The sequence below is a fragment of the Stenotrophomonas sp. RIT309 genome (assembly GCF_000632045.1).
In the GTDB taxonomy this organism is placed as follows: domain Bacteria; phylum Pseudomonadota; class Gammaproteobacteria; order Xanthomonadales; family Xanthomonadaceae; genus Stenotrophomonas; species Stenotrophomonas indicatrix.
In genome coordinates this window covers 121236-144573 of sequence record NZ_JFYS01000004.1, presented here as the reverse complement: position 1 = coordinate 144573, position 23338 = coordinate 121236, and the positions used below count along the sequence as shown (strand labels likewise).

Sequence of the window (23338 nt, the reverse complement as noted above, 5' to 3'; positions counted from 1 at the left end):
GGCGCGGCGTCCTCAGGCGTTCATCAGGTGCGGTCGTACAACAGGTCCCAGACGCCATGGCCGAGCTTCTGGCCGCGGGTCTCGAAGTGGGTCTGCGGGCGCCAGTCCGGGCGCGGCACGCTGCCACGCGGACCGGCACGGTTGACCAGGCCGGGGGTGGCATCGAGCACGTCCCACATCTGCTCGGCGTAATCCTCCCAGTCGGTGGCACAGTGCAGGCGGCCACCGGGGCGCAGCTTGCGCACCAGCAGCTCGGCAAAACCCGGCTGGATCAGGCGACGCTTGTTGTGGCGCTTCTTGTGCCACGGGTCGGGGAAGTAGATGCGCACTTCGTCCAGCGCGCCATCGGCGATTTCCTTTTCCAGCACTTCCACTGCGTCGTGGTGGTACAGGCGCACGTGGTCGGCGTTGTCGTCGGCCAGCGCGTTCAGCAGGCGGCCCACGCCGGGCGCGTGCACTTCCAGGCCGATGTAGTCGCGGCTGGGGTCCTGCTGTGCGGCGAAGCGCAGCGCGGCGCCGTTGCCGAAGCCGATTTCCAGCACCTTGTGTGCATCGCGGCCGAAGGTGGCGTCCAGATCACGCGCTTCACCGCTGAAATCCAGGCCGAAACGCGGCCAGCGCTCGTCGAACGCGCGCTGCTGGGCCGGGGTGAAACGGCCCTGGCGCAGCACGAAGCTGCGCACTTCACGGCGGCCTTCGTTGACCGTGAACGGCTTGGGCGGTGCCTTCGAACCGGCGCTGTCGAATGGATTGGTCATCAGCCGATCAGCCCATCGATCGGCGAGGACGCACTGGCATAGCGCTTGCGCGGAATGCGGCCGGCCAGGAACGCCTCGCGGCCGGCTTCCACGGCCTTGCGCATGGCGCTGGCCATCAACACCGGGTTGCGCGCGCCGGCGATGGCGGTGTTCATCAGCACGCCGTCGCAGCCCAGCTCCATCGCGATCGCCGCATCCGACGCGGTGCCCACGCCGGCGTCGACGATGATCGGCACCTTGGCGTCTTCGATGATCTGCAGCAGGTTGTACTTGTTCTGGATGCCCAGGCCCGAGCCGATCGGCGCGGCCAGCGGCATCACCGCAGCGCAGCCGATCTCTTCCAGGCGCTTGGCCAGGATCGGGTCGTCGGAGGTATAGACCATCACCTCGAAACCGTCCTTGACCAGCTGCTCGGCGGCCTTGAGGGTCTGCACCACGTCCGGGTACAGCGACTTCTGGTCGCCCAGTACTTCCAGCTTGGTCAGGTTGTGGCCGTCCAGCAGTTCGCGGGCCAGGCGGCAGGTGCGCACGGCATCCTCGGCGGTGTAGCAGCCGGCGGTGTTGGGCAGGATGGTGTAACGGTCCGGCGGCAGCACGTCGAGCAGGTTCGGTTCGCCCGGGTTCTGGCCGATGTTGGTGCGGCGGATGGCCACGGTGACGATCCGGGCGCCCGCGGCCTCGGTGGCCAGGCGGGTTTCTTCCAGATCCTTGAACTTGCCGGTGCCGGTAAGCAGCCGCGAGCTGTAGGTCTTGCCGGCGATCACCAGCGAATCGGGGGAGACATGAGCGTTCATGACGCGATTATCGCTTATCCGCCCGAAGATGGGGTCGTCACTTCGACGCCGCCGGGCATGGCCCGGCGCTACCGGAACGGATGCGCAGGGTAGCGCCGGGCCATGCCCGGCGAACGCGAAGCGCGGGACGCCTCAGCCGCCGCCCAGGGCATGCACGATCTCCACCACATCGCCCTCGGCCAGCACATGCTCGGCATGACGGCTGCGGCTGACGATCTCGCCGTTCACCTCAACCGCCACCCGGCGTTGCAACAGCTGCTCGGCCGCGAGCAGGTCCAGGAGGGTCGCTGAAGCGGGCAGGGTGCGGGGTTCGCCATTGAGCTGGATGTTCATGGGGCCATTGTCGCTGATTGCCGGTTCGCATCGGAACCGTTGCAAGTTCTGCGCTACGCCCGCACCGGCAAAGCCCGCCGGGCCTGGCTCGAGCGACAATCCATGCGGCGGCGCAGCGTGAGCAATTGGCGGCGCAGTGAAACCATTCACCGTGCGCCGGCGTACGTGCGTCGGATCCTCAAACGATATCCCCACAGGAGTTTTTACATGCTGCTCAGCAAACGCCCGATCCGCTCCCTCATGGCGGCCGCGATCGCGCTGGCCGCGCTGCCGGCCATGGCAGGCGAATCCCCGTTCACCCGTACCGTGTTCTTCGGTGACAGCCTCACCGACAGCGGCTACTACCGTCCCCTGCTGCCGGCGGAGGCGCGTCCGGTCGCCGGCCAGTTCACCACCAACCCCGGTTGGGAGTGGGCGCAGTTCGTCGCCGATTACTACGGCACCAATGCGTCCCCCAACGGCAACGGCCAGACCGGTGACAACTACGCTGTCGGCGGTGCCCGCGTGGGTACCGACCTGACCCAGCCGGCCTTCGGCAACGTGCCGGTGCCGTCGCTGAAGACGCAGATGGCCAGGTATCTCGCCGCCAACGGTGGCAAGGCGGACCCGAATGCGCTGTACACCGTGTGGGGGGGCGCCAACGACCTGTTCTCGATCACCGCTCCGGCCCAGGCCCCGGCCGTGATTGGCGCAGCGGTGACCGACCAGATCGGCATCGTGGCCAGCCTCAAGCAGGCCGGCGCGCAGTATGTGCTGGTGCCGAACCTGCCCGACGTCGGTATCACCCCCGGGTTCATCGACCGCGGTGCGGCGGGTCAAGCGCAGGGTACGGCCCTGTCTACCGCGTACAACACTGCGCTGTACGGTGGCCTGAAGCAGGCCGGTATCGACTTCATCCCTCTCGATACCTACACCCTGCTGCATGAAATCATCGCCAATCCGGGCATGTATGGTTTCAGCAACGTCACCGGCCGCGCCTGCCTGGTGGCTTCGTCACTGACCTGCAGCCCGCTGGCCTATGCCCGTCCGGACGCGGCCAGCAGCTATCTCTTCGCCGATGACGTGCATCCGACCTCGGCCGCGCACCAGATGCTGGGCCAGTACGCCATCTCGATCCTGGAAGGCCCGCGCCTGCAGCAGGTGCTGAGCCACTCGGCGCAGACCATCGGCCGTTCGCGCGCCGACCAGGTCAGCCTGCACCAGGCCGGCCGTCCGGCCGACGGGATGTCCTGGTGGGGCGGCGTGCGCGGTGACATGCAGCGCTACGACCACGCCGATCTGTACGACGGCCTGGCCCCGGCCGGCCTGTTCGGTGTCGACTGGGCACGTGACGGCATGGTCTTCGGCGGCTTCGCCGGCTTTGGCCGCCTGAATGCCGACTTCGGCAACAGCCGTGGCGATTTCACCCAGAAGGACACCACCGCCGGTCTGTTCGCCGGCTGGTACGGCGACCGCATGTGGGTCAATGGCCAGGTCAGCTACACCTGGCTGTCCTATGACGTGAACCGCAAGGTCCAGCTCGGCCCGGCCACCCGCGAACACGGTGGCTCGCCGGACGGCAGCAACCTGACCGCCGCCCTGAACGCCGGTTACGAGTTCGGCACCGAAGGCGGCTTCCGCCACGGCCCGATCGCCTCGGTGATCTGGCAGCAGGTCAAGATCGACGGTTACACCGAAAGCGCCAACGCCGGCACCCTGGCTACTGCACTGGGTTACGGCAAGCAGGATGTCGACTCCACTGTAGGCCGTATCGGTTGGCAGGCCCGCTTTGACGGCGGTGCGGTCAAGCCGTACGTGCAGGTGACCTACGACCACGAGTTCGAAGACACCAAGCAGGCCAGCGCCTGGGTGCAGAGCCTGCCGGACGTGGGCATGTACCGCGTGCCAGGCATGGACTTCGACAAGAACTATGCGACCGCCATCCTGGGCGCGCGCATGGAGCTGTTCGGCCTGCAGAGCAACATCGGCCTGAGCGCCACCACCCTGCAGAAGCGTGCGCAGGACGCGACGTTGTTTGCCAGCTTCAGCGGCAGCTTCTGATGCACACGACGGCAGGCCTGCGGGCCTGCCGTCACCGTCACCGTCACGGGCAAGCTGCAAGGGCCTGCCCGTTGCGTTTGAACACGTGCCCCGCATAGACTTGTCGGGCAACGCGGGCGTAGCTCAATGGTAGAGCTGTAGCTTCCCAAGCTACTGACGAGGGTTCGATTCCCTTCGCCCGCTCCATGTCTTCCAGCGGTTTGCGGCGTGTCAGCCGCTCCGCGCTACCCAGCCAGCGCGACAGCGCCTCGGCTCGGGCACTTCGATCCGCTTTGCCGCACAGTGATCGCGGGCATGCTGCCAGGTGAGTTTTCCTTGGCTCAGCGCCGCGCGACCGTCCTTAGCGCTGGAAAGCCTCCTCTGCGACCTTGCGGTCTGCTCGATCCAGTCACACGGACAGGTTCAGTTCTTGCTGGGATCGGACATGCTAGAAATCCGTCAACAATTGGTATCAATCGTTCGTTGTCCGGAGCGTGAATGATCGCTGCACTTGTGCCCATCAGGCGATGCTTTGATTTTTCGGGACGATCCAACCGGACAGAGTTCTGGTCGTTCTTCCTGCTTGCCGCTTTCTTGGCCGCGCTGAGCTACAGCTTGATGGAAGCTGGCTACTGGCTGATCGGCACACGGTTCTACAATTGGGAACTGGGCTTGCGTCTCAATAGCGTGGGGCAGGGCCTGGCAACGGTCGCGCTGGTATCTTTCCTCCCGCCCATGCTCGCACTGACCGTGCGCAGGTTGCACGACATTGATGAGTCGGGATGGTTTGTTGTCATTGCCTTCGTTCCTTTGGGGGTGTTCGTTCTGTTTCCGGTCATGCTGCTGCCCGGTAGCGAGGAAGAGAATCGATTTGGCGGGACGCAGGGATTGTCGGGGGGCTGAAAGTATCTGGCGCAGCGTTTGCCGGTGCCTGCTTGAGAGTGCGGACTTCGCGTCCGAGCGTGCAAGGCAGATTCCAACAATCCGTATGTCCCCCCGACTTGCCCTCCGCTAGCGTGTTGCCCTCATTTCAAGGAGCACGCCGGCATGCAACGCAGGAACGACCTGGTCAACGAACTGCATCAGATATTCCTTTCCGCGGGAATTGGCTCGGCCAAACAGGTTGAAGCGGTGCGCGCCCTGGGCAGGGCAGGTGGGCCGGAGGCCGCGCAGCGCATCGTGGAGATTTACAAGGATGCCTTCGGCGGGTCGACTGTCCAGATGGCGTGCATCGCCGCTCTGGGCGAGGCCGCACGCGGCTATCCAGCGGCGGAATGAAGGGGAAGCCCGGCACGCGGTGGTGCCGCCAGGCAACATCATCCGGTCGCAACGCTGCCACGCTATGCTTCGCGCCTGCCGACCGATCCCACTGCGATGAAGCTCGCCATCCTGTCCCGCAACACCCGGCTGTACTCCACCCGTCGGCTGGTCGAGGCCGCGCGCGCGCGCGGCCATACCGTGCGCATCCTGGACCCCCTGCGCTGCTACATGCGCATCGCCGCGGACGGCTTTTCCATGCACTACAAGGGCCGGCCGATGACCGGCGTGGACGCGGTCATCCCACGCATCGGCGCTTCGGTCACCCGCTATGGCACCGCCGTGCTGCGCCAGTTCGAACTGATGGGCGCACGCACGCCCAATCCGTCCGACGCGATCCTGCGCTCGCGCGACAAGCTGCGGGCGCACCAGCTGCTGGCGGCCAAGGGCATCGACATGCCGGTCACCGTCTTTGGTGACAACCCGGATGACACCGTCGACCTGTTGTCCATGCTCGGCCCGCCGCCGCATGTGGTAAAGCTCAATGAAGGCACCCAGGGCCGTGGCGTGATCCTCACCGAGAAGGCCAGCGCCTCGCGCGGCATCGTTGAAGCCCTGCGTGGCCTGTATGCCAACTTCCTGATGCAGGAGTTCATCGGCGAGGCCAAGGGCGCCGACCTGCGTTGCTTCGTGGTCGGCGACCAGGTGGTGGCGTCGATGCAGCGCCAGGCGCCGGAGGGGGATTTCCGCTCGAACCTGCATGCCGGCGGCACGGCGGTGGCGTCCAAGGCCAGCCGGGCCGAGCAGCAGGTGGCGGTGCGTTCGGCCAAGGCGCTGGGGCTGGGCGTCTGCGGGGTGGACCTGATCCGCTCCGAGCGCGGCCCGCTGGTGCTGGAGGTGAACTCAACCCCGGGTCTGGAAGGGATCGAGGCCGCCTGCGGGGTGGATGTGGCTGCACGCATCATCGAACACGTCGAGAAGATCAAAAAATCCTGATATTTCAGTGGCTTGAAATTAAATTCAGGCAGGGTTGGCGGGTTTAACACTGCTTTAATCGCCGCGGGCGTAGCCTTCAACGAACCGCAGCTCTGCCTCTCAGCAGGATCGGTATCGGGATACAACTTCAGGCCCAGGCGGGTGCACCGCCTGGGTCTTTTTTATGCCCTGTGTCCCCCTGCCAAGGGGCCCTTGTGGGCACGTGGGGACACTCGTAGAGTTGGGCCTTCGTTCCGAAGGATCGGGAGGTTGGCGATGTACCGCACCACGATGATCGTGCTGTTGCTGTGCCTGCCTGGCGTTGCACTGGCCAAGCCGGAAAAGGCGGCTGTGCAGATGGACCGCCAGACCCCGGTGGCCGAGCAGGTCCGCCAGGTCGAAAAAGCCCTGCAGCAGGGCGACTACAACGAAATCTCCGCCGAGGACCGCAGTCAGGTCCAGCAGGCACTGGCGCGGATCACCCAGCGGATGGGCGACCGGCAGACCGTCCAGGAGCTGCCACCGCAGGTGCAGAACGACGTCTTCAACGATCAGGAGCGGGTCAACGGCATCCTGACGCGCGCCCACGACGACAGCCGCCAGATCTGCTCGTACCAGCGCACCACGGGCAGCAACATGCCCAAGAGCCGTTGCATGACCGTGGCCGAACGGCGCCGCATCGAAGAGAAGGGCAAGGCCCTGCTCAACGACCAGCGCACCTACAGCAACTTGAACCCGGACTCCAAGCTTTAAGGCCGCCTGCACCCTGCCGGCCAGCACTTGCTGGCAGAGCGGGCATCCGCATACAGTCGGCGTTCACCTCAGACAGGGATTCGTTTGTCATGAAGCATCCAGTGATATCAGCGGTTCTGGTTTCGGCGTTGGCTCTGGTCGCTGCCTCGGCAGGGGCCAAGAGTGCCGAAGAGGTATTCCTGCCGGGCAAGCCGCTGCTGCAGCAGGTAGAGCGCATCGAGATCGAGCTCAACGATGGCGAAACCTATTCCGAGCTGCGTCAGGAAGAGCGCGGCAAGGTCCGCGAGACCCTGGTTCGCATCCGTGCCGCCGCCGAGCAGTACCCGACCAAGGACGCGATGCCTGAATCGGTACGAACTGAGGTCTTCAACGATCAGCAGGTCGTGAACACCGTTTTGACACAGGCGCGTGAAGATAGTCGTCTAATATGCCGACGTGAGAAGACCATTGGTTCCAACATGTCGTCCACGCAATGCATGACCGTCGCCGAGCGTGCTCGGCAGAAGGACAAGGCACAGCGCGACATGGGCCAGGCCCAGCGCGTCGGTAAATTCGTCAATTAGAGGTGACAGTGAGAATCCTGGTAATCGAAGACAACAGCGACATTGCGGCCAATCTGGGCGACTACCTGGAGGACCGGGGCCACACCGTGGACTTCGCTGCCGACGGAGTGACCGGGTTGCATCTGGCTGTCGTGCACGAGTTCGACGCGATTGTCCTGGACCTCAACCTGCCGGGCATGGACGGTATCGAGGTCTGCCGCAAGCTTCGCAACGAAGCGCGCAAGCAGACCCCGGTGCTGATGTTGACCGCGCGCGATTCGCTGGACAACAAGCTCGCCGGCTTCGATTCCGGTGCTGACGACTACCTGATCAAGCCGTTCGCGCTGCAGGAAGTGGAAGTGCGTCTGAACGCCCTGTCGCGTCGCGGCAAGGGCGTGCAGACCCGCGTGCTGGAAACCGGTGACCTGGAATACAACCTCGACACGCTGGAAGTGCGCCGCCAGGGCAAGCTGCTGCAGCTCAACCCGACCGCATTGAAGATCCTGCAGGCGCTGATGGAAGCGGCCCCGGCCGTGGTCACCCGGCAGGAGCTGGAAACCCGTGTCTGGGGCGAAGAGCTGCCGGACTCTGATTCGCTGCGCGTGCACATCCACGGCCTGCGCGCCGTGGTGGACAAGCCCTTTGAAGTGCCGATGATCCAGACCCGCCATGGCATCGGATACCGCATCGCTACGCCGGAAGCCTGATTCTGTGGCAAGCAAGGGGGAGCGCCGGCGCACGCCTTATCGGCGGCGCCTGCGCAGCCGCATCATCGTCTCGTTCGTGTTGTTGGGCTTCTGCCTGACGACACTGTTCGCGTTCGCCACCAACTGGGCCCGCATGCGGGTGGAAAACCAGCTGGTGGAAGACGTGATGAACCGCAACATCAGCGAGTACGTGCGGCGTTATTACGAAAGCCCGGACCGCAACCCCGACCTGCCGGTGCAGCAGATGCGCGCGCGCCTGATCAAGCCGGACAAGTTCGAAGCCCTGCGCGAGGAGGAGCCGGACTGGTACGAGTTCAAGGACGGCCTGTACAACATGGGCGGTGTGGACGAGCGCGGCGAGCGCTATTCCTACAAGCTGGCCGTGCGCAAGACTCCCGATGCGTGGGCGTTCCTGGCCTACGACATGACCGACAGCGTCCGCGGTGGGCAGCAGCTCAACCGCGCGCTGTTCCTGTCGGTGCTGGTATTCAGCCTGCTGTCGCTGGTGCTGGGCTGGTGGTCGGCCTCCAAGGTGATGAAGCCGGTCTCGGATCTGGCCGCGCGCCTGCGTGCGTACCGTGGCGGTACCAGTGAGCCCGAGCCGTTGGCGCCGCGCTTCCCGGATGACGAAGTGGGCCAGTTGGCACAGGCGTTGGATGACTATTCCTCGCGGCTGACCGAAGTGGTGCAGCGCGACCGTGAGTTCAATGCCGATGTCAGCCACGAGCTGCGCACGCCGTTGGCGGTGATCCGTGGCGCCACCGAGCTTCTGCTGACCCGCCCCGGCCTGGACGAAAAGGTGCTGCAGCGCCTGCAGCGCATCCAGCGTGCCGAGCAGCAGTGCAGCGATCTGATCGGCGCGCTGCTGCTGCTGTCGCGCAACGAACGCGGGCAGGGCAGCAGCAATGTAGCCCGGGTGGCCGAACAGCTGCTGGACGCGCACCGCGCCCAGTTGGGTGGCAAGCCGCTGGAGCTGCACCTGGATGGCGAACGCGATCTGGTCATCGATGCCCCCGAAGCGGCGCTGTCGGTGGCGCTGGGCAACCTGATCGGCAATGCGGTGAAGTATTCGCAGGATGGCGAGGTGCGCGTGCATGTGGGCGCCAACGCCGTGTCGGTGACCGACAGCGGGCCGGGCCTGAGCGAGGAAGATGCCGCCAAGCTGTTCCAGCGCGGCTACCGCGGTACCCATGCCGGCCACTCGCAGGGCGGTGGCATTGGCCTGTCGATCGTCAGCCGCCTGTGCGATCTGTACGGCTGGCAGGTGAGCGTGCGCCCGGGCGGCGCCCGTGGCGTGATCGCAACGCTGACGTTCTCGCCGAAGCCGCTGTAACCCATTCTGGCTGCTGCTTTGCTGGGGGCCGACCTTGGTCGGCACGAATCCTCCGGTCGCCGATGCTGATCTGGTGGGTGCCGACCTTGGTCGGCACAAATCCATCCGTCGCCAAAATCTCCCACTCGGCGCGAAATGTCGCATGCAACGCCAATGCAGCTTCCGCGAAGGCGCGGCATTTCTGGTCCAGCACGACACCTGCGTGATGCATTCCGCGCCCTGCGCGTGTCACACCGCACGGTTCCGCAGACGGCTGGCCCGCATGGCGTTTTCGCCTCATGACCGCAATGCATGCAGCTGGCGAGATGGCACGGTCGGGGTCATCGCCCCGGCCGGGATTGGCGTCCCGAATAAACCCGACAATTCAACAGCTCCTGATGCGCTCAGGCCATCATGGAAAATGCACCGCATGCTCTTGCTTCGGCGGGCGGTGCGTGGGGATTCACCAGAATCCGCTGGAGTCTTTTTCCTTGCTGTTGAGTAGTTGGGTCTCCGGTACGCCAACCCGCACCGTCCGCCACCCCGCATTCGCGGGTGGCCTTGCCGTCTGCGAGGAGCATTGCCATGTCTGCACGCACTACCTATCCGAACCTGCGCCGCCTGGTTGGCGAATCCGCCGATCAGTTGCCGGCCGACATCGCCGAACGCATCGAAGACGTACTGGCCGAACCCAGCGACCTGCTGCCCGCGCTGATGGCACGCATGGATGGCCGCGACAACGCCGATGGCCAGACCCGGAAGGGCACCGGTCTCAGTCCGTCGCAGGCCGTAACCCTGGCCAGCCTCAGCCGTACCCTGGCCGGTCTCAATGCGCTGATCCAGATGCTGCACGCCGCCGAAGCGGCACGCGTGCAGGGCAGCGCAGGCCAGCAACTGCCGCCGGATGTAGTGGAAGGTCTGTTGCTGGCCGCCCGCGAACTGGCCCGCTACGCCCGCCAGCAGCTGGAGTAGATCCACGCCATGCGTGGATGCGCGTTCGCGCGGTGCCGATAGACCTGCAGGATTACCCTGCCGCCAACACCAGGTACCGCGCGTGCAACTGCTCGACCTGCGCCTGCAGGTCATCCGGATGGCCATCATTGACGACCACGTCATCAGCCAGCGCCAGGCGCTGCGCGCGGGTGGCTTGGGAGGCGATCATCTGGTCAGCCAGCGCGGCGTCGATGCCGTCGCGCTGCATCAGCCGGGCGTGCTGCACGGCTTCCGGGGCATCCACCAGCAGCACCCGGTCCAGCCACGGATAGGCCTGGCGACCGCCCACTTCGGTCAGCAGCGGGATCGCCGCCAGCGCATAGGGGCTGGCGGCCTGCTCGCACTGCTGCTGCATCAGCCGGCGGATGGCCGGGTGCGTGATTGCTTCCAGCGCCGTCCGCTCGGCCGGGTCGGCAAAGATGTGGGCACGCAGGCGCGCTCGGTCCAGACCTCCGTCGGCGAGCAGCATGTCCGCACCGAAGCGCTCGGCAATCAGGGCGAGGGCAGGGCTGCCCACCGCCACCACCGCACGCGCGGCCAGGTCGGCGTCGGCCACGACAATTCCCAGCGCCTCGAAGCGCCGGGTCACCTCACTCTTGCCCGAGGCGATGCCGCCGGTCAGGCCCACCACATACTGGCTCATGGGGACTCCCCTCAGCGCAGCCCGCTCATCACCAGATACTGGTTCAGCAGGGGCTCGCCCCACATGAAGAACAACCAGCCGGCCAAGGCCAGGTAGGGGCCGAATGGGATCGGCGTCGCCCGGTCACGGCCACGGCTGTACAGCCAGATCGAGCCGATGAGGGCGCCCAGCACCGACGACATCAGGATGATCGGCAGGATGCCCTTCATGCCGCACCACGCGCCCAGCGCGGCCAGCAGCTTGAAGTCGCCGTGGCCCATGCCTTCCTTACCGGTCAGCTGCTTGAACAGCCACCACACCGACCACAGCGACAGGTAGCCCAGCAGGGCGCCGAGCAGGGCCGGTTTGGCGGGCATGTACAGGTTGTCGATGCTGCCGATCAACCCCAGCCACATCAGCGGCAGGGTCAATTGATCCGGTAGCAGCTGGGTGCGCAGGTCGATGCCGGACAGGGCGATCAGGAAGCAGGTCAGCACGATCGCACCGAAGCCCTGCCAGCCGAAGCCGAACTGCCACACACAGGCCAGCACCATCACCGCGGTCAGGGCCTCCACCAGCGGGTACTGGATGGAGATGGGCGCCTTGCAGTGGCGGCACTTGCCGCCCTGGATCATCCAGCTGAACAGCGGGATGTTCTCGTACCAGGCCAGCTTGTGCTTGCAGTGCGGGCAGTGCGAGGGCTCCACCACGATGCCCGGCGGGGGCGGTTCGTAGAAGTCCGGCTCCTCCAGAACCTCGCGCGCATCGCGCTTCCACTGCCATTCCAGCCGCTTGGGCAGGCGCAGGATGACGACGTTCAGGAAGCTGCCCAGAAGCAGTCCCAGGCCGGCCGCGGCGGGATAGCCGAGGCCGGGATGCTGGTCAAGAAATGCCATGTATGTTTTATCCGACGACGGAAGCGAGCTTGAAAATCGGCAGGTACATGCCGATGACCATGCCGCCGACGATGGTACCAATGAATACCATGATCATCGGTTCCAGCAGACTGCTCAGGGCGTCAACAGCATTGTTGACCTCCTGTTCATAGTATTCAGCCACTTTGAACAGCATGGCGTCCAGGGCGCCAGCCTCTTCGCCGATACCGGTCATCTGGATGACCATGTGCGGGAACAGGTTGGTCTGCTTCATGGATACGTTGACCGGATAGCCGACAGACACGTCATCGCGCATCCGCAGCACCGCCTCTTCGTACACAGTGTTGCCGGTAGCGCCAGCCACGATGCCGAGCGCCTCCACTAGCGGTACACCGGCCTTGAAGGTCACTGCCGTGGTGCGGGCGAAGCGCGCAATGGCGCTGTTGTGCATGATCTGGCCGATCACTGGCACCTTCAGGATCAGGCGATCCATTCCGTGCTGCATCTTTGGTGAGCGCTTGTAGGCGGCGATCAGCCCAACAATGCCTCCAACTAAAGCGATCAGTATCAACCACCACCAAGACACCATAAATCTGGATAGGTTGACAATCATCTGAGTGAAGGCAGGCAGTTCGGCGCCGAAGCCCTTAAATACATCTTCGAATTGCGGGACCACCCAAACGAGCAGAATGCTGCTGACCAAGAGCGCTACTGCCATCACCATGACGGGATAGAAGAGTGCCTTGCGAATCTTGCCTTTCAGGGCTTCGATGTTCTCTTTGTAAGTAGCAACGGTGTCCAGCACCGTTTCAAGTACACCCGCCCCTTCGCCCGCCCGCACCAAGTTGCGGTAGAGCTCGTCGAACTGCACCGGATGCTTGCTGACCGCCTCATACAAGGAGGATCCGCCCTCGATGTCGGTACGCACGGAGTCAACCATTTTTTTCATGCGCGGGTTCTTATGCCCGCTCGCGATGATGTCCAAGGCGCCAACAATGGGCACACCGGATTTCATCATTGTCGCCATCTGACGGCTGAAGAAGGCGATGTCCTTGGGCTTGATCGCACTACCAGCGGCGCCGAACAATGGCTTCGGCTTCGTTTTCACCGTTCCCGGATTGATGCCTTGGCGGCGTAGTTCGGCCCTAAGCAGGTTGGCATTCTTGGCCAACTGCTCGCCCTTCATCTTCACGCCCCGCTTGTCGGTCCCCTCCCAGACAAACGGCTGCAGCTCCATGGTGGCGCGCGCCACCGGTTCTTTCTTGATCGCACTGCGACTGACAGACATGTTGGCTCCCCGGCCCGCCATCCCCAGACGGGCATCCAGTTGCCGATGGTAGCGGGTTCATTGCCGTCTGGGCAGTTGCCGAGCGGGCCGGAATGCAATTTCGTGCCGGCCGCCGACCAAAGGTGACGCACTGCGTCACATTGCCGCGTCCATCGCAGATTCGCATACGGGGGGTTCCCATCCACGAAATTGCTGCCATCATGGGCGCGGGGAAATCCAGGGGGAGGCGTGCCGGGGTTGGCACGCAACCTGCGTTGATCCACCCGCAGGTGCAGGACCCGCTCAGCCGGCCGAAGGTCGGACCGATCCTGTGCACTGACTCAACCACCACTAATCTTGGGGATGTACGACTATGAAGAACCAGAAGGGCTTCACCCTTATCGAACTGATGATCGTCGTCGCGATCATCGCGATCCTGGCCGCCATTGCGCTGCCGGCTTACCAGAACTACGTCGCCAAGTCGCAGGTCACTGCCGGCCTGGCCGACATCCGCGGCGGCGTGACTGCCTTCGAAGAAGGCATCCAGTCGGGCACCAAAACTGGTAGCCCGGTGGCTGCTGACCTTGGTCTGAACTCCAACACCCCGCGTTGCGGCATTGCCCCGAGCGGCGCTTGGAGCGATGCTTCTGGCCAGAAGATCGTCTGCACCCTGAAGGGTAACCCGAAGGTCGTCGGCGAGACCGTCACCCTCACCCGCAACGCTTCCGGTGCCTGGAACTGCACCGCATCGGCCAAGCTGGCTGATTACAAGCCGGCCGGCTGCTGATAGCGGGCTCGCAGGTGTTTGAAGAAGGGGGCGAATTCGCCCCCTTCTTCGTTTTTCATCATGGAAAATCAAGAGTATCCAAGGGGAGGCGCCATGCTTGGGGAGCGTGGTTTTACGTTGATTGAGCTGATGATCGTGGTTGCGATCATTGCGGTTCTGGCGGCCATTGCCGTGCCTGCGTACCAGATGTTCGTGGCGAAATCGCAGGTAACTGCGGGGCTGGCCGAGGTGGCCGGCGGCCGTACCATGTTCGAATCACAGATACTTGCCAATAACATCACCACTTTTCAGTTGTCTGATATCGGCCTTCAGTCCAGCACCGCACGCTGCACCATGAGCATGGATTCGTCGGAGACCGGCAGCATCCGCTGCCGCCTCAAGGGCAATCCGATCATCAATGGCAAGACGGTGCAGATTGCACGCAATTCGTCAGGCGTCTGGCAGTGCAAGGTCGATGCGGATATACCCTCCTACGCCCGGCCTCGCGACTGCAACTGATGGCGCTGCCTCCGAATGACACACGCGCGAAGCGCCTGTTCGCATCGTCTTACCTGTGGTTGGCGGTTGTCCTGCTGCTGGTTGCCGGCATCTACTGGCCCGGCATGCGTGGCCCCTTCCTCTTTGACGATTTCGGCACCATCGTTGAAAACAGGGCTATCCATGCAGATTCGTTGACATGGCAGGCGATCCTGCAGGCGACAACCTCGTTCGAGCCCGGCGGTCTGTTGGGCGCCCGGCCGCTGTCGATGGCTGGCTTCGCGCTGAATCACGCTTTGGGAGGGCTGGACCCTTGGGGTTACAAACTGATCGGCGTGCTAGTGCACCTGGTCAACGTTGTGCTCGTGCTGCTGCTGACCCGCCGGATACTGATCCTCCTGGAGACCGCAACGCCGACTGTGGCGCTGCGCATCAGTTTTGTCGTGGCATTCATATGGGCCATTCACCCCCTGCAGATCTCGAGCGTGCTGTATGTCGTGCAGCGGATGGAGACGCTTGCGGCGACCTTCATGCTCGGTACGCTGCTGTGCTACCTGCAGGCACGTACTCAGCAGATGCAGGAGCGCCGCGCATGGCCTTGGTTCGTTGCATGTCTGCCGCTCGCTTTGCTGGGGGTGCTCGCCAAGGAATCGGGCGTTCTGGTCGCTGCCTATGGCGTGTTGTTGGAGTGGGGAGTACTGCATTTCAGGGCGCGCTCGCCGCACGTGATCCGTTTTTGGAAGTCGCTCTGCGCTGTTGCCTTGATCGTGGCGATAGTGGGGTTCCTCTTCGTCGTGGTCCCGACCTACTGGGTTGACAATTACCCCGGGCGCGATTTCGGAACCTATGAGCGCCTGCTGAGTCAGCTGCGCGTCCTGTGCATGTACCTGACCCAAGTACTCCTGCCGCTACCGACCTCGCTGACTTTCTATTACGACGACTTCCAGCCCTCGCATGATTGGTTGCATCCGGCTTCGACCCTGCTCTCCGGCCTGGTGTTGTTGACGCTTGTGCTGGGAGTTTCTGTTTTGAGACGCAGGGCGCCACTGCTCTGTCTGGGGGTGCTCTGGTTCTTTGTTTCCCATCTGTTGACCAGCAATGTCATCGGTCTTGAGTTGATTTTCGAGCATCGCAACTATCTTGCGCTGTTGGGTATCCTCTGGGCTGTGGCGGCGATCATGGTCAACATCCGTGTTGGATCGCCTCTCGTTCGCCGGGCGGTCGTGGCTGCGATTGTCGTACTGCTGTCAGGCGCATCGTTGATCCGTTCCAGCATATGGGGCGATCCTCTGCTGCTTGCTTCTGACCTTGCGGTGGAGAATCCGCGCTCGGCGCGTGCGGCCAACGACCTGGGTGCGATCTATCTGGAGATGTCTGACGGATATCCGGATTCTCCGTTTGTAGACTTGGCCATCAGCCAGTTCGAGCGCTCTGCCGCTCTGCCGGGGAGCTCGGTCATCAGCGACCAGGGATTGATCCTCGCGGCCACCCAGGCGAGGCGTCCGGTCCCGGATGCCTGGTGGCAGCGCCTGATTGGCAAGTTGCGACGACAGCCTATTGCCCCAGAAGTAAGAGGCGCACTGTTTTCGCTCATGAACAGTCGTTACGAAGGTTTTGAATTGGATGATGGCCGACTGATGGAAGCCTTTGGTGTATTGTTTGATCGCACCACGTTGCCGCCCAGCAGCTACGCTCAGTTCGGTGACTACGCCCTGACCCGTGCTGGTAATCCAGCAATGGCCGATTGGGCGTTCGCCAAGGCAGTAGAGCAAAGCTTGGGTTCGCCTGACTATGTGCAGAAGATGATCTCTACGATGGAACGCCAAGGCCACCTTCAGCAGGCCGCAGTGGCCAGACAGACCGCGAAGCAGCTGGGAATCGAAACTGCTCCGCCGGTGGCTTCTCCCGCGAAGCCTCCTCAGTGAGCGGTGCCTGCCGTCGCCACTGCTCGGATGAGTAGGTCCGCCAGTGCCGTTGCCCGATGACTCCAGTCGTATATTTCTACTGAGTCGGGGTACCTTGGGCTGAACAATTGATCGCTGATGGCCCCAGCCAGGCCACGGGTATCTCCGGGCGTATAGAGACAGGCGGGCGCATTGTCCACCAGTGCGCCGGCGTCTCCTATAGCGGCGGCGACCACCGGCGTCCGGCACGCCAGGCTCTCGGCGAGCTTGAGCGGGTAGCAGTACCGACCGAAGGCCGAGTCCCGATTGCAGGTGATGGCTACGTCCAGCGCATTGAGAAGGATCGGTACGCGCTTCCAGTCCAGTACACCCAGATCCAGCAGGCGGGGGTGCGCGAAGCGCGCGGCTGTTCCGTCCCCGGGCCCGGCAACCACCAGGTGGAGGTCGGGATCGTGTTCCGCCAGCTGTTGGAATGCCTGGAACAGGTCGGCGATGCCCCGGCTTTCATCAATGGCACCAGCACAACCGATCAAGCGCGCGTGCGCTGGCAGGCCCATCGCCTTGCGGCATTCCTGTTTGTCGAGCGCGCGAAAGATATCGGTTCGCACCGCATTTCCAATCACCTCAATGGGCAACCATGGGTTGACGATGGTGCGGAGGTAGTCGGCCAGCGTCTGAGTGACGGCGCTGATCCCGTCTGCCGATGCGCATGCGTTCCTGAAGGCGGTGGTGACGCCGGGGATACGGCTCAGTCCGAAGCTCTCGTAGTTGTCGTACAGATCAAGCACATAGGGCACGCCGAGACGTTCTGCGATCTTACTGCCGAGAATACAGCAGGGGGCGTCCGAGCCTGCCAGCACGACATCCACGGGTCTGCGTCGGTGGATGTCCCGAATGGAAGCAGGCAGGGCAAGAAGACCCTTGGGCCTGACGTTGAGCGATTTCCAATGCACACCCGCTGGGGATCGATGCTCCCGTTCTGCCCGGGGGCGATAGCTCAGGGTGACGCCGCTGACCGCGAAACCATGGCGGGCTAGACCCTCCGGCAGTTCGTACAGCCTTCCGTATTGGTCATCAAGCAGATCCCTTCCGGTGTACTGCCGTTTGCAGAGCATGAGGACATGCATGGACGGACCTGTAGGGCTATTCTTGCGGGCAGTACCTCATGATGGGCAGTTGCAGGTGGAAAGTCACCTTGGGGAAAAGCGATGGGGCTGATGACGGTGCTTCGGCAGATGGGCAACAGCCTGCGCGTTGGCGAGCGGCCCGGCGTGGCCCAGAGTGCGTTGCGCAGGCTGTTCCGGCATTTGCGCGGGCGGCAGATCATTGATGACTTCGACGGCCGGTTTACCGTGTCACTGGATCTTGCCGAGCACATGCAAAGGCGCATGTTCTGGATGGGCTACTACAACATCCACCTGGTCTCACTCCTGGATCGAATTCTCGAACCTGGCATGACCGTGATCGATGTCGGAGCCAACATCGGCGAGATAAGCCTGGTCTGCGCGAATCGCGTGGGGCCAAGCGGCTGCGTGATAGCCATCGAGCCCATCGCCGGGATCGCTGATCAGTTGCAGCGCAACGTACAGATCAATGGTCTGCAGGAAACAGTACAGGTTCACCGGCAAGGACTCGCGGCCCAGGCCGGTCAGTTGCCGATATACGCATCCTGTGGGCAGACCGACGGAGTGGAGTTCAACCAGGGCCTTGGCAGCCTGTATGGAAATGCCAGCGTGGATCGCTGTGTCGGTGTGGCCGACATTACTACGCTGGAGGACGTCGCCCATCGCGTCGGGCTGACCCGTCTGGATTTGCTGAAGATCGATATCGAAGGCGGTGAGCTCCCGTGCCTGCAGGGTGGGTTGAACATCGTGCGTCGGTTTCTCCCGGTCATTGCCGTTGAGGTACAGGAACAGGCCTGCGTGGCAGCGGGTTATCAGAGCCGGGACATCCTCACGTTTCTGCAGCCGTTGGGATATCGCTTCCACCGGCTGGAAGCCCAAGGTCGATTGGTCAGGATCGAAATTGCAGACCTGCGTGACTACCAGGATGTCATCTGTATCGCTGGGCCGCTCAGAGCGGTCGAAGCGGCATGATCTGGTTGTTGGCCAGCCGCTGGGAGCCTGGTGGCTTGGAGCGAGTGCAGCTGAATCTGCTGCGTGGCTTCAAGAAGCAAGGGGAGGCGGCGCGCATCATTGCGGGCCGCGATCTGGGTGGGCCGGGAGATGCTGGCGAGGTTGACTTCATCGCACCTGCCGGTGCCTGGCAGCTGCTGCTGCGGCTGCCGTGGCTGATTCGCAAGCAGCGTCCCCTCGTCGTCGTCACCACTGCCAATGATGTGGCCATCTGGGTCGTTTTCTGGCGCCGACTGCTGTATCCCACAACAGCCGTGGTGATTGCCCAGCATCTTTCACTGTCCGCTCCGCGGAAGGCGGCGCGTGGCTACGCGCGTTGCAAGCGGGAGATCATCCGCTGGCTGATGCGCATCGTAATGCCAGCCGCACAGGGAATGATCGCGGTTTCCGCCGCCTTGGCCAGGGATATGGAAGGGGAGCTTGGCGTTCCTGCTTCCAGGGTGCAGGTCATCCACAATCCGATCACGCGCGCATCTCGCCGCGCTCAAGCCTTGCCCAAGCAGCTGTGGCCGTTCCCCGATGATGGCGTTCCGGTGTTGATCTATGCCGGGCGTCTGTCAGCGGAAAAGCGCCTGGACCTGTTGTGGGAGGCGTTCACGCGGTTGCGACAGACTCATCGGGCACGCCTGCTGGTACTGGGGCAGGGCGAGGAGGGGCGTCATCTTTCAGCTTGGGTGGCGGCCAGCACCTTGCAGAAGGACGTCGCGATGCCCGGGCGTGTAGCGGACGTACTGCCGTGGATAGCGCGAGGCAGGGCGCTGGTGCTGTGTTCGGATTACGAAGGCTTTGGCAACGTTTTGGTTGAGGCCATGCACTGCGGCGTCCAGGTGGTGTCCACCGACTGTCCGCATGGCCCGGCCGAGGTGCTCGGTGCAGGAAAGTACGGGCAACTGGTGCCGGTAGGGGATGTGTTTGCACTGACCCAGGCACTGCGCAATGTTGTCGACGGGCGCTGTGAGGTTCCTGCGGAGGTACTGCGGGCACACAGCAGTGCTTTTTCCATCGACGCCGCCTGCCGCGCGTACCTTGACCTGTTCAGTGCTGCGCGTGTGCGTATGCAGGCGCGGGGCTGAAGGGGACGGTCAGCCATGCAAGGGAGGCCATCACGGCTTCGGCGGTGATGATCATCCATACTGCGCCCTGCAGTCCATGTGCCGGTATCCATAGAGCCGAAAGCACCGCCATCAGCATCAGTCCGAGGGCTTCGATGAGGAACCTGCGCATCTTCCAGCCTCGACCTACAAGCGTGTTGCAGCCGATCTGCCGCAGGCTGTAGCCGGCGACGAACAGCCCCATCCATTGCAGGGCCGGTATGGCGGCAGTGAACTCGCCGCCGAGCAGATGCGGCAGCAGGTGGGCGCAATAGGCCAGAGCCAGGCTGGCGATGGCGCCGTAACCAAGCGCTGCCAGTACCATCGAGGTGACCAGACGGCGGTAACGGACATTGTCCTGCTGGGCGCGGAACAGACGCGGCATGGCGGACATCACCATGGCATCTAGTGGCATCGCCAGGACCATGGCGATGCGGTAGGCGGCCGAATACTGGCCAGCAATCATGCTGCCGCCGGTGTGCAGCACGAAGGATTTGTCCAGGGTGGTTACCCCCACGGATGAGCTCCATGCGGCGGCATGGCCGGTGCCATGGATCAGGTCGCTACGGTTGATCTGCAGCTGCGCCGGTCCTGGCTTCAGTAGGTGGCGCACCGCCAGCAATGCGAATAATGCGCTGCAGGCGGCCGATGCCAGATGCAGCAGAAGATAACCGGTCAGGGCTGCGGACGATGGCAGGGCACTGAAGATGCAGATCGCGGCCAGCCGTAGCATTGCATTCAGCGCAGGCAGCGCGGCTGACCATCCCATCCGATCATTTGCGGAGAAGGCGAACGCGGCATTGGTCACGAAGGGAAACGCGACGATTTCCGAAAGCGCGACCAGGCAGAGCGCAGGCCATGACAGTAGCCCGGCACTGAGCAGGCAGAAGACGAGGGAAAGGGGTGGCGCGCTCATCAGGCAGAGCAGCAGGCACTGTTTCCAGTAACGGGCAAAGCGTGCGCGGTCTGCAGCAGCGTACTGGTACATCAGCATGCCGCCGCCCAGCCCCACCAGACCAGCTAGGGCCGACGCGGTTCCGACCGTGCCGGAGAAAAGGCCATAGTTGTCCGCGCCCAGCACGCGCGCACCGACGAGGATCCAAGCGGCCAGGCAGACCATGCGGACGCTCTGCCAGAACATCACCAAGATCGAGGTTCTGGCCAGCTTGCCAAGACGCGGCAATTCAAGGGGCACTCGCTGCCTCCATGATGGTCTGCAATTGCCGGGCATACCTGGCGGCGACTTCGGCGTGATCGAATCGCGCCAGCAGGGCAGGGCGCTGAGATCGGGCCCAAGCTTCGGCCTCTTCCGGCGCATCCAACAACTGCACCAGCACGCTCGCAAGGGCCTCAGCATCGCGCTGCGGGGCCAGATAGCGCGGGGGGGCGGTCGGGAACGCATCGCGTACCGCAGGGACGTCAGTGGTTACCACCGGGCAGCCGCAGCCGAGAGCCTCGACGGAGACCAGCCCCAGCCCTTCTTGGTCGCCATTGCGGGCCTGCACGAAAGGGGCGACCAGAGCACTTGCGCGCTGATAATGCGCCGGCAGAGCGTTCTGCGACAGGGCGCCAAGGAAGTGCACATGGTCCTGCAGTCCTAGGGCTTCCACCTGGGATTGCCGTGCCTCGCGTTCCGGGCCATCCCCAATGACGGTAAGTGTTGTGCAAGGGTGGTGGGCGAGAACTGTGGGCAGCGCGTCCAGCAAATAGACTAGGCCCTTCTTCTCGACCAGGCGGCCGACGAAAAGCAGTTCATTGCTTGCGCGTGCAGCCGTGGAGTGCGTGAAGTGATGCTGCAGATCCACGCCCATTGGGGAGACCAACAGGGGTAGGTGCGGCGCCAGCGCTTGCATCGGCGCGACCATTGCTTCGCTGACCACGCTGGCTGCCTGTGCGCGGGCAAGCGCGAAGCGCTTCAACGCTTGGAACATTCGGCCATGCAGCGAGAACAGGTCGCCGCCATGGGAAGTGACCAGCATCGGCGGCCGCAGCCGTTTCGGAAGCAGGGCGCTGGTCAAGCCCTGTGGCACGATCCAGTGGACGTGGAGGGCGTGGTGGCGATGCCGCTGCAGTTCGCGTCGCACGGCCCACCACTGGCCAAACAGGAAGCTGGGTACCAGCGCCAGCGTCCACGGGCGCCGCCGCAGGTTGGAAACGATACCTCCGCCGTTGACCAACTGTTCCAGCGCTTCGGGTGCGTAGCGGTAGCGGATGACTTGTACGTCGTCCAGATGCTCCCGGTGGGCTGCACCGGGGGCATGCGGGCATAACACTGTGACCTGGAAGTGGGCGGTCAGGTCCCGGCTCAAGGCGTGGACGAATCCAGGTTCCGGGTCGCCTCGCCAGCGCGGATAGGTGGACGCCACGACCAGGAGTTTTGGAAGGGCTGCAGTGGCCCCGCCCCCTGCTGTCACGGTTGGGAGTCCTTGCGCGACGCGAGGTAAGTCAGGCCGGTGATCTGTTCCGAGATCAGGCCGATCAGGAAGATGATCACTGACGCACTGAACAGTAAAGTGCTCATGTTGGTGAAGCGGTGCATGGTCGTAAAGGTATAGCCGTAGTAGCCCAGCCCCAGCAGGAAGAACGCCGCTGCGACGGGTGCGAACAGCTTGAGCGGTGAATAGAGCGTGGCGATCTTGAAGATGATCAGCAGAAAGCGGATGCCGTCCTTGATGGGGCGGATGTGGCTGCCATTGCCCACTCGCTTGCCCACGGGGATGGGGACGTAAGCTACCGGGTAGGCGCTGCGGAAGAAGGCCATCGTGCTGGTGGTCGGGTAGCTGAACCCATTCGGCAGCAGGTGCAGGAATTCGCGGAAACGCCCTGCCCGTACGGCCCGGAAGCCGGAGGTGAGATCCATGACCTCAAAACCCGTCATGTGGCTCGCTAGCCAGTTGTAGAACCGGTTGGCCAAGCCACGGTGCACGTTGGCCTGGCCGCTGCTGTCGCGGGCACCGACGACCATGTCATAGCCCTCTTCCAGCTTTTCCAGCAGGACGGCGACGTGGCTCGGGCTATGCTGCCCGTCGGCATCCATGAACACCAAAATGTCCCCGGTGGCCATGCGCGCGCCTCGCTTGATCGAGGCGCCGTTGCCCATGGAATAGGGGCTGGAAAGCACCCGCGCGCCTTGCTCGTGGGCTATGGTTGCCGTGGCGTCAGTGGAGCCGTCATCCACGACGATGATCTCGGCGTGAGCGTACAGTTGGCGGAGTGCCGGAAGCGTGCGAAGAAGACCTTCGGCTTCGTTTTTTGCTGGCAGGATGATACTGAGCTGATTCAATGCGTGTCCCCGTTTTCCCCTGTCCAATCTTACTCCGCCATGGTGCCTGAATGGGCTGCTGGCGGTTACAGTTCATGCGGTCGCTGATTGCCGTCATGTGCGCCGATCAGGCCGGGGGGGGCTGCTTGGGAGAGCGATCACCTCAGGGGGAGCCCACAGTGTGCCTATCGGACTGGAAGCGGTGGGCGACCCCGGGCCGGAGTGTGCGTGGGCAAGGAGCTACTGCGCAGCAATGCTGAAGGTGCATGGTCCTTGGATGGTGCCGCCGTCAAGCAGCCTTACTCCCTCGATGTTGATCCATTTCGTTGCCTTCAAGGGGCATCGATACATCGGCAGGGCTGACACGCACCGTGTATGGGGGCGGGGTCTGGCTAGGGCCACTTAAAGGTCTGCCGCTGGTAGTGCACGCAACTGTTACGATGTCACCAGGGTGCCTGTGGGGATATGGGCGCCC

Annotated in this window: 24 protein-coding genes and 1 tRNA gene; 15 read left to right on the top strand and 10 right to left on the bottom strand. The window is 63.6% G+C overall.

The features are described from left to right. Window positions 1-23 precede the first annotated feature (23 nt). The 3 genes from trmB to thiS all read right to left on the bottom strand — a co-directional run bounded on the left by trmB (window position 24) and on the right by thiS (window position 1885). On the bottom strand, window positions 24-758 hold the full coding sequence (gene trmB, locus BW38_RS16440; protein WP_032975187.1) for a tRNA (guanosine(46)-N7)-methyltransferase TrmB: 735 nt from the start codon (window positions 756-758) through the stop codon (window positions 24-26). Next, a complete protein-coding gene (locus BW38_RS16445; protein ID WP_032975186.1) occupies window positions 758-1552 on the bottom strand; it encodes a thiazole synthase in 795 nt (264 codons plus the stop codon). The genes trmB and BW38_RS16445 overlap by 1 nt, the downstream gene beginning before the upstream one ends. Window positions 1553-1684: 132 nt before the next feature. Beyond that, complete coding sequence (thiS, locus tag BW38_RS16450; RefSeq protein WP_025874279.1) at window positions 1685-1885, bottom strand: sulfur carrier protein ThiS; 201 nt, start codon at window positions 1883-1885, stop codon at window positions 1685-1687. A 207-nt stretch (window positions 1886-2092) separates the two neighbouring features. Between thiS and BW38_RS16455 the strand changes: the two genes are divergently transcribed. The 10 genes from BW38_RS16455 (at window position 2093) to BW38_RS16500 (ending at window position 10422) form a co-directional block, all read left to right on the top strand. Then, window positions 2093-3925 carry an autotransporter domain-containing esterase gene (locus tag BW38_RS16455; protein WP_032975184.1) on the top strand — a complete coding sequence of 611 codons (1833 nt, stop codon included), beginning with the start codon at window positions 2093-2095 and terminating at the stop codon, window positions 3923-3925. Between the two features lie 112 nt (window positions 3926-4037). Further along, window positions 4038-4111, top strand: a tRNA-Gly gene (locus tag BW38_RS16460). A gap of 291 nt (window positions 4112-4402) precedes the next feature. Next, a complete protein-coding gene (locus BW38_RS16465) occupies window positions 4403-4807 on the top strand; it encodes a DUF805 domain-containing protein (protein ID WP_032975183.1) in 405 nt (134 codons plus the stop codon). Between the two features lie 144 nt (window positions 4808-4951). Beyond that, window positions 4952-5182, top strand: a complete 231-nt coding sequence (locus tag BW38_RS16470) for a hypothetical protein (protein WP_032975182.1) — start codon at window positions 4952-4954, stop codon at window positions 5180-5182. Between the two features lie 96 nt (window positions 5183-5278). Next, on the top strand, window positions 5279-6157 hold the full coding sequence (gene rimK / locus BW38_RS16475) for a 30S ribosomal protein S6--L-glutamate ligase (protein WP_025874283.1): 879 nt from the start codon (window positions 5279-5281) through the stop codon (window positions 6155-6157). A 255-nt stretch (window positions 6158-6412) separates the two neighbouring features. Then, window positions 6413-6889: a hypothetical protein gene (locus BW38_RS16480; protein ID WP_032975181.1), complete on the top strand. Its 477-nt coding sequence runs from the start codon at window positions 6413-6415 to the stop codon at window positions 6887-6889. 89 nt (window positions 6890-6978) lie between these two features. Further along, a complete protein-coding gene (locus BW38_RS16485) occupies window positions 6979-7452 on the top strand; it encodes a hypothetical protein (protein WP_025874285.1) in 474 nt (157 codons plus the stop codon). Between the two features lie 8 nt (window positions 7453-7460). Next, window positions 7461-8138, top strand: a complete 678-nt coding sequence (locus tag BW38_RS16490; protein ID WP_025874286.1) for a response regulator transcription factor — start codon at window positions 7461-7463, stop codon at window positions 8136-8138. Further along, window positions 8101-9471, top strand: a complete 1371-nt coding sequence (locus tag BW38_RS16495; protein ID WP_032975180.1) for a HAMP domain-containing sensor histidine kinase — start codon at window positions 8101-8103, stop codon at window positions 9469-9471. Before BW38_RS16490 ends, BW38_RS16495 begins: the two co-directional genes overlap by 38 nt. Window positions 9472-10035: 564 nt before the next feature. Then, on the top strand, window positions 10036-10422 hold the full coding sequence (locus BW38_RS16500) for a hypothetical protein (RefSeq protein WP_025874288.1): 387 nt from the start codon (window positions 10036-10038) through the stop codon (window positions 10420-10422). Between the two features lie 52 nt (window positions 10423-10474). Here BW38_RS16500 and coaE read toward each other — a convergent pair whose 3' ends face one another. The 3 genes from coaE to BW38_RS16515 are packed head-to-tail and all read right to left on the bottom strand — an operon-like array spanning window position 10475 to window position 13228. Continuing rightward, a complete protein-coding gene (coaE, locus tag BW38_RS16505; RefSeq protein WP_032975178.1) occupies window positions 10475-11086 on the bottom strand; it encodes a dephospho-CoA kinase in 612 nt (203 codons plus the stop codon). Between the two features lie 11 nt (window positions 11087-11097). Next, window positions 11098-11961, bottom strand: coding sequence for an A24 family peptidase (locus BW38_RS16510; protein ID WP_025874291.1), 864 nt, complete (start codon window positions 11959-11961; stop codon window positions 11098-11100). 7 nt (window positions 11962-11968) lie between these two features. After that, the gene (locus BW38_RS16515) at window positions 11969-13228 is read right to left on the bottom strand and encodes a type II secretion system F family protein (protein WP_032975227.1); all 1260 of its coding nucleotides are present in this window, start codon (window positions 13226-13228) and stop codon (window positions 11969-11971) included. Between the two features lie 352 nt (window positions 13229-13580). On the opposite strand from BW38_RS16515, the gene BW38_RS16520 reads away from it, so the two are divergent. From BW38_RS16520 to BW38_RS16530, 3 genes are read left to right on the top strand one after another with little or no spacing between them, the layout of a single operon-like run. Further along, a complete protein-coding gene (locus BW38_RS16520) occupies window positions 13581-13994 on the top strand; it encodes a pilin (RefSeq protein ID WP_032975177.1) in 414 nt (137 codons plus the stop codon). A 60-nt stretch (window positions 13995-14054) separates the two neighbouring features. After that, window positions 14055-14492 carry a pilin gene (locus tag BW38_RS16525; RefSeq protein WP_313114357.1) on the top strand — a complete coding sequence of 146 codons (438 nt, stop codon included), beginning with the start codon at window positions 14055-14057 and terminating at the stop codon, window positions 14490-14492. After that, a complete protein-coding gene (locus BW38_RS16530) occupies window positions 14492-16396 on the top strand; it encodes a hypothetical protein (RefSeq protein WP_032975175.1) in 1905 nt (634 codons plus the stop codon). Before BW38_RS16525 ends, BW38_RS16530 begins: the two co-directional genes overlap by 1 nt. Here the strand turns inward: BW38_RS16530 and BW38_RS16535 are convergent. Next, a complete protein-coding gene (locus tag BW38_RS16535; protein WP_032975174.1) occupies window positions 16390-17502 on the bottom strand; it encodes a glycosyltransferase family 4 protein in 1113 nt (370 codons plus the stop codon). The two genes, BW38_RS16530 and BW38_RS16535, sit on opposite strands and share 7 nt — an antisense overlap. A gap of 81 nt (window positions 17503-17583) precedes the next feature. Here BW38_RS16535 and BW38_RS16540 point away from each other — a divergent pair, with 81 nt between their 5' ends. Beyond that, window positions 17584-18471, top strand: a complete 888-nt coding sequence (locus BW38_RS16540) for an FkbM family methyltransferase (protein WP_051584899.1) — start codon at window positions 17584-17586, stop codon at window positions 18469-18471. Further along, window positions 18468-19583, top strand: a complete 1116-nt coding sequence (locus BW38_RS16545) for a glycosyltransferase (RefSeq protein ID WP_032975173.1) — start codon at window positions 18468-18470, stop codon at window positions 19581-19583. Before BW38_RS16540 ends, BW38_RS16545 begins: the two co-directional genes overlap by 4 nt. Here BW38_RS16545 and BW38_RS16550 read toward each other — a convergent pair. The 3 genes from BW38_RS16550 to BW38_RS0120495 all read right to left on the bottom strand — a co-directional run bounded on the left by BW38_RS16550 (window position 19546) and on the right by BW38_RS0120495 (window position 22884). After that, the gene (locus BW38_RS16550; protein ID WP_032975172.1) at window positions 19546-20796 is read right to left on the bottom strand and encodes an oligosaccharide flippase family protein; all 1251 of its coding nucleotides are present in this window, start codon (window positions 20794-20796) and stop codon (window positions 19546-19548) included. The two genes, BW38_RS16545 and BW38_RS16550, sit on opposite strands and share 38 nt — an antisense overlap. Then, entirely contained in the window at window positions 20786-21910 is a 1125-nt protein-coding gene (locus BW38_RS16555; protein ID WP_235189896.1) for a glycosyltransferase, read from the bottom strand. Before BW38_RS16555 ends, BW38_RS16550 begins: the two co-directional genes overlap by 11 nt. Window positions 21911-22011: 101 nt before the next feature. Further along, window positions 22012-22884, bottom strand: a complete 873-nt coding sequence (locus BW38_RS0120495; protein ID WP_032975170.1) for a glycosyltransferase family 2 protein — start codon at window positions 22882-22884, stop codon at window positions 22012-22014. Between the last annotated feature and the right edge of the window lie 454 nt (window positions 22885-23338).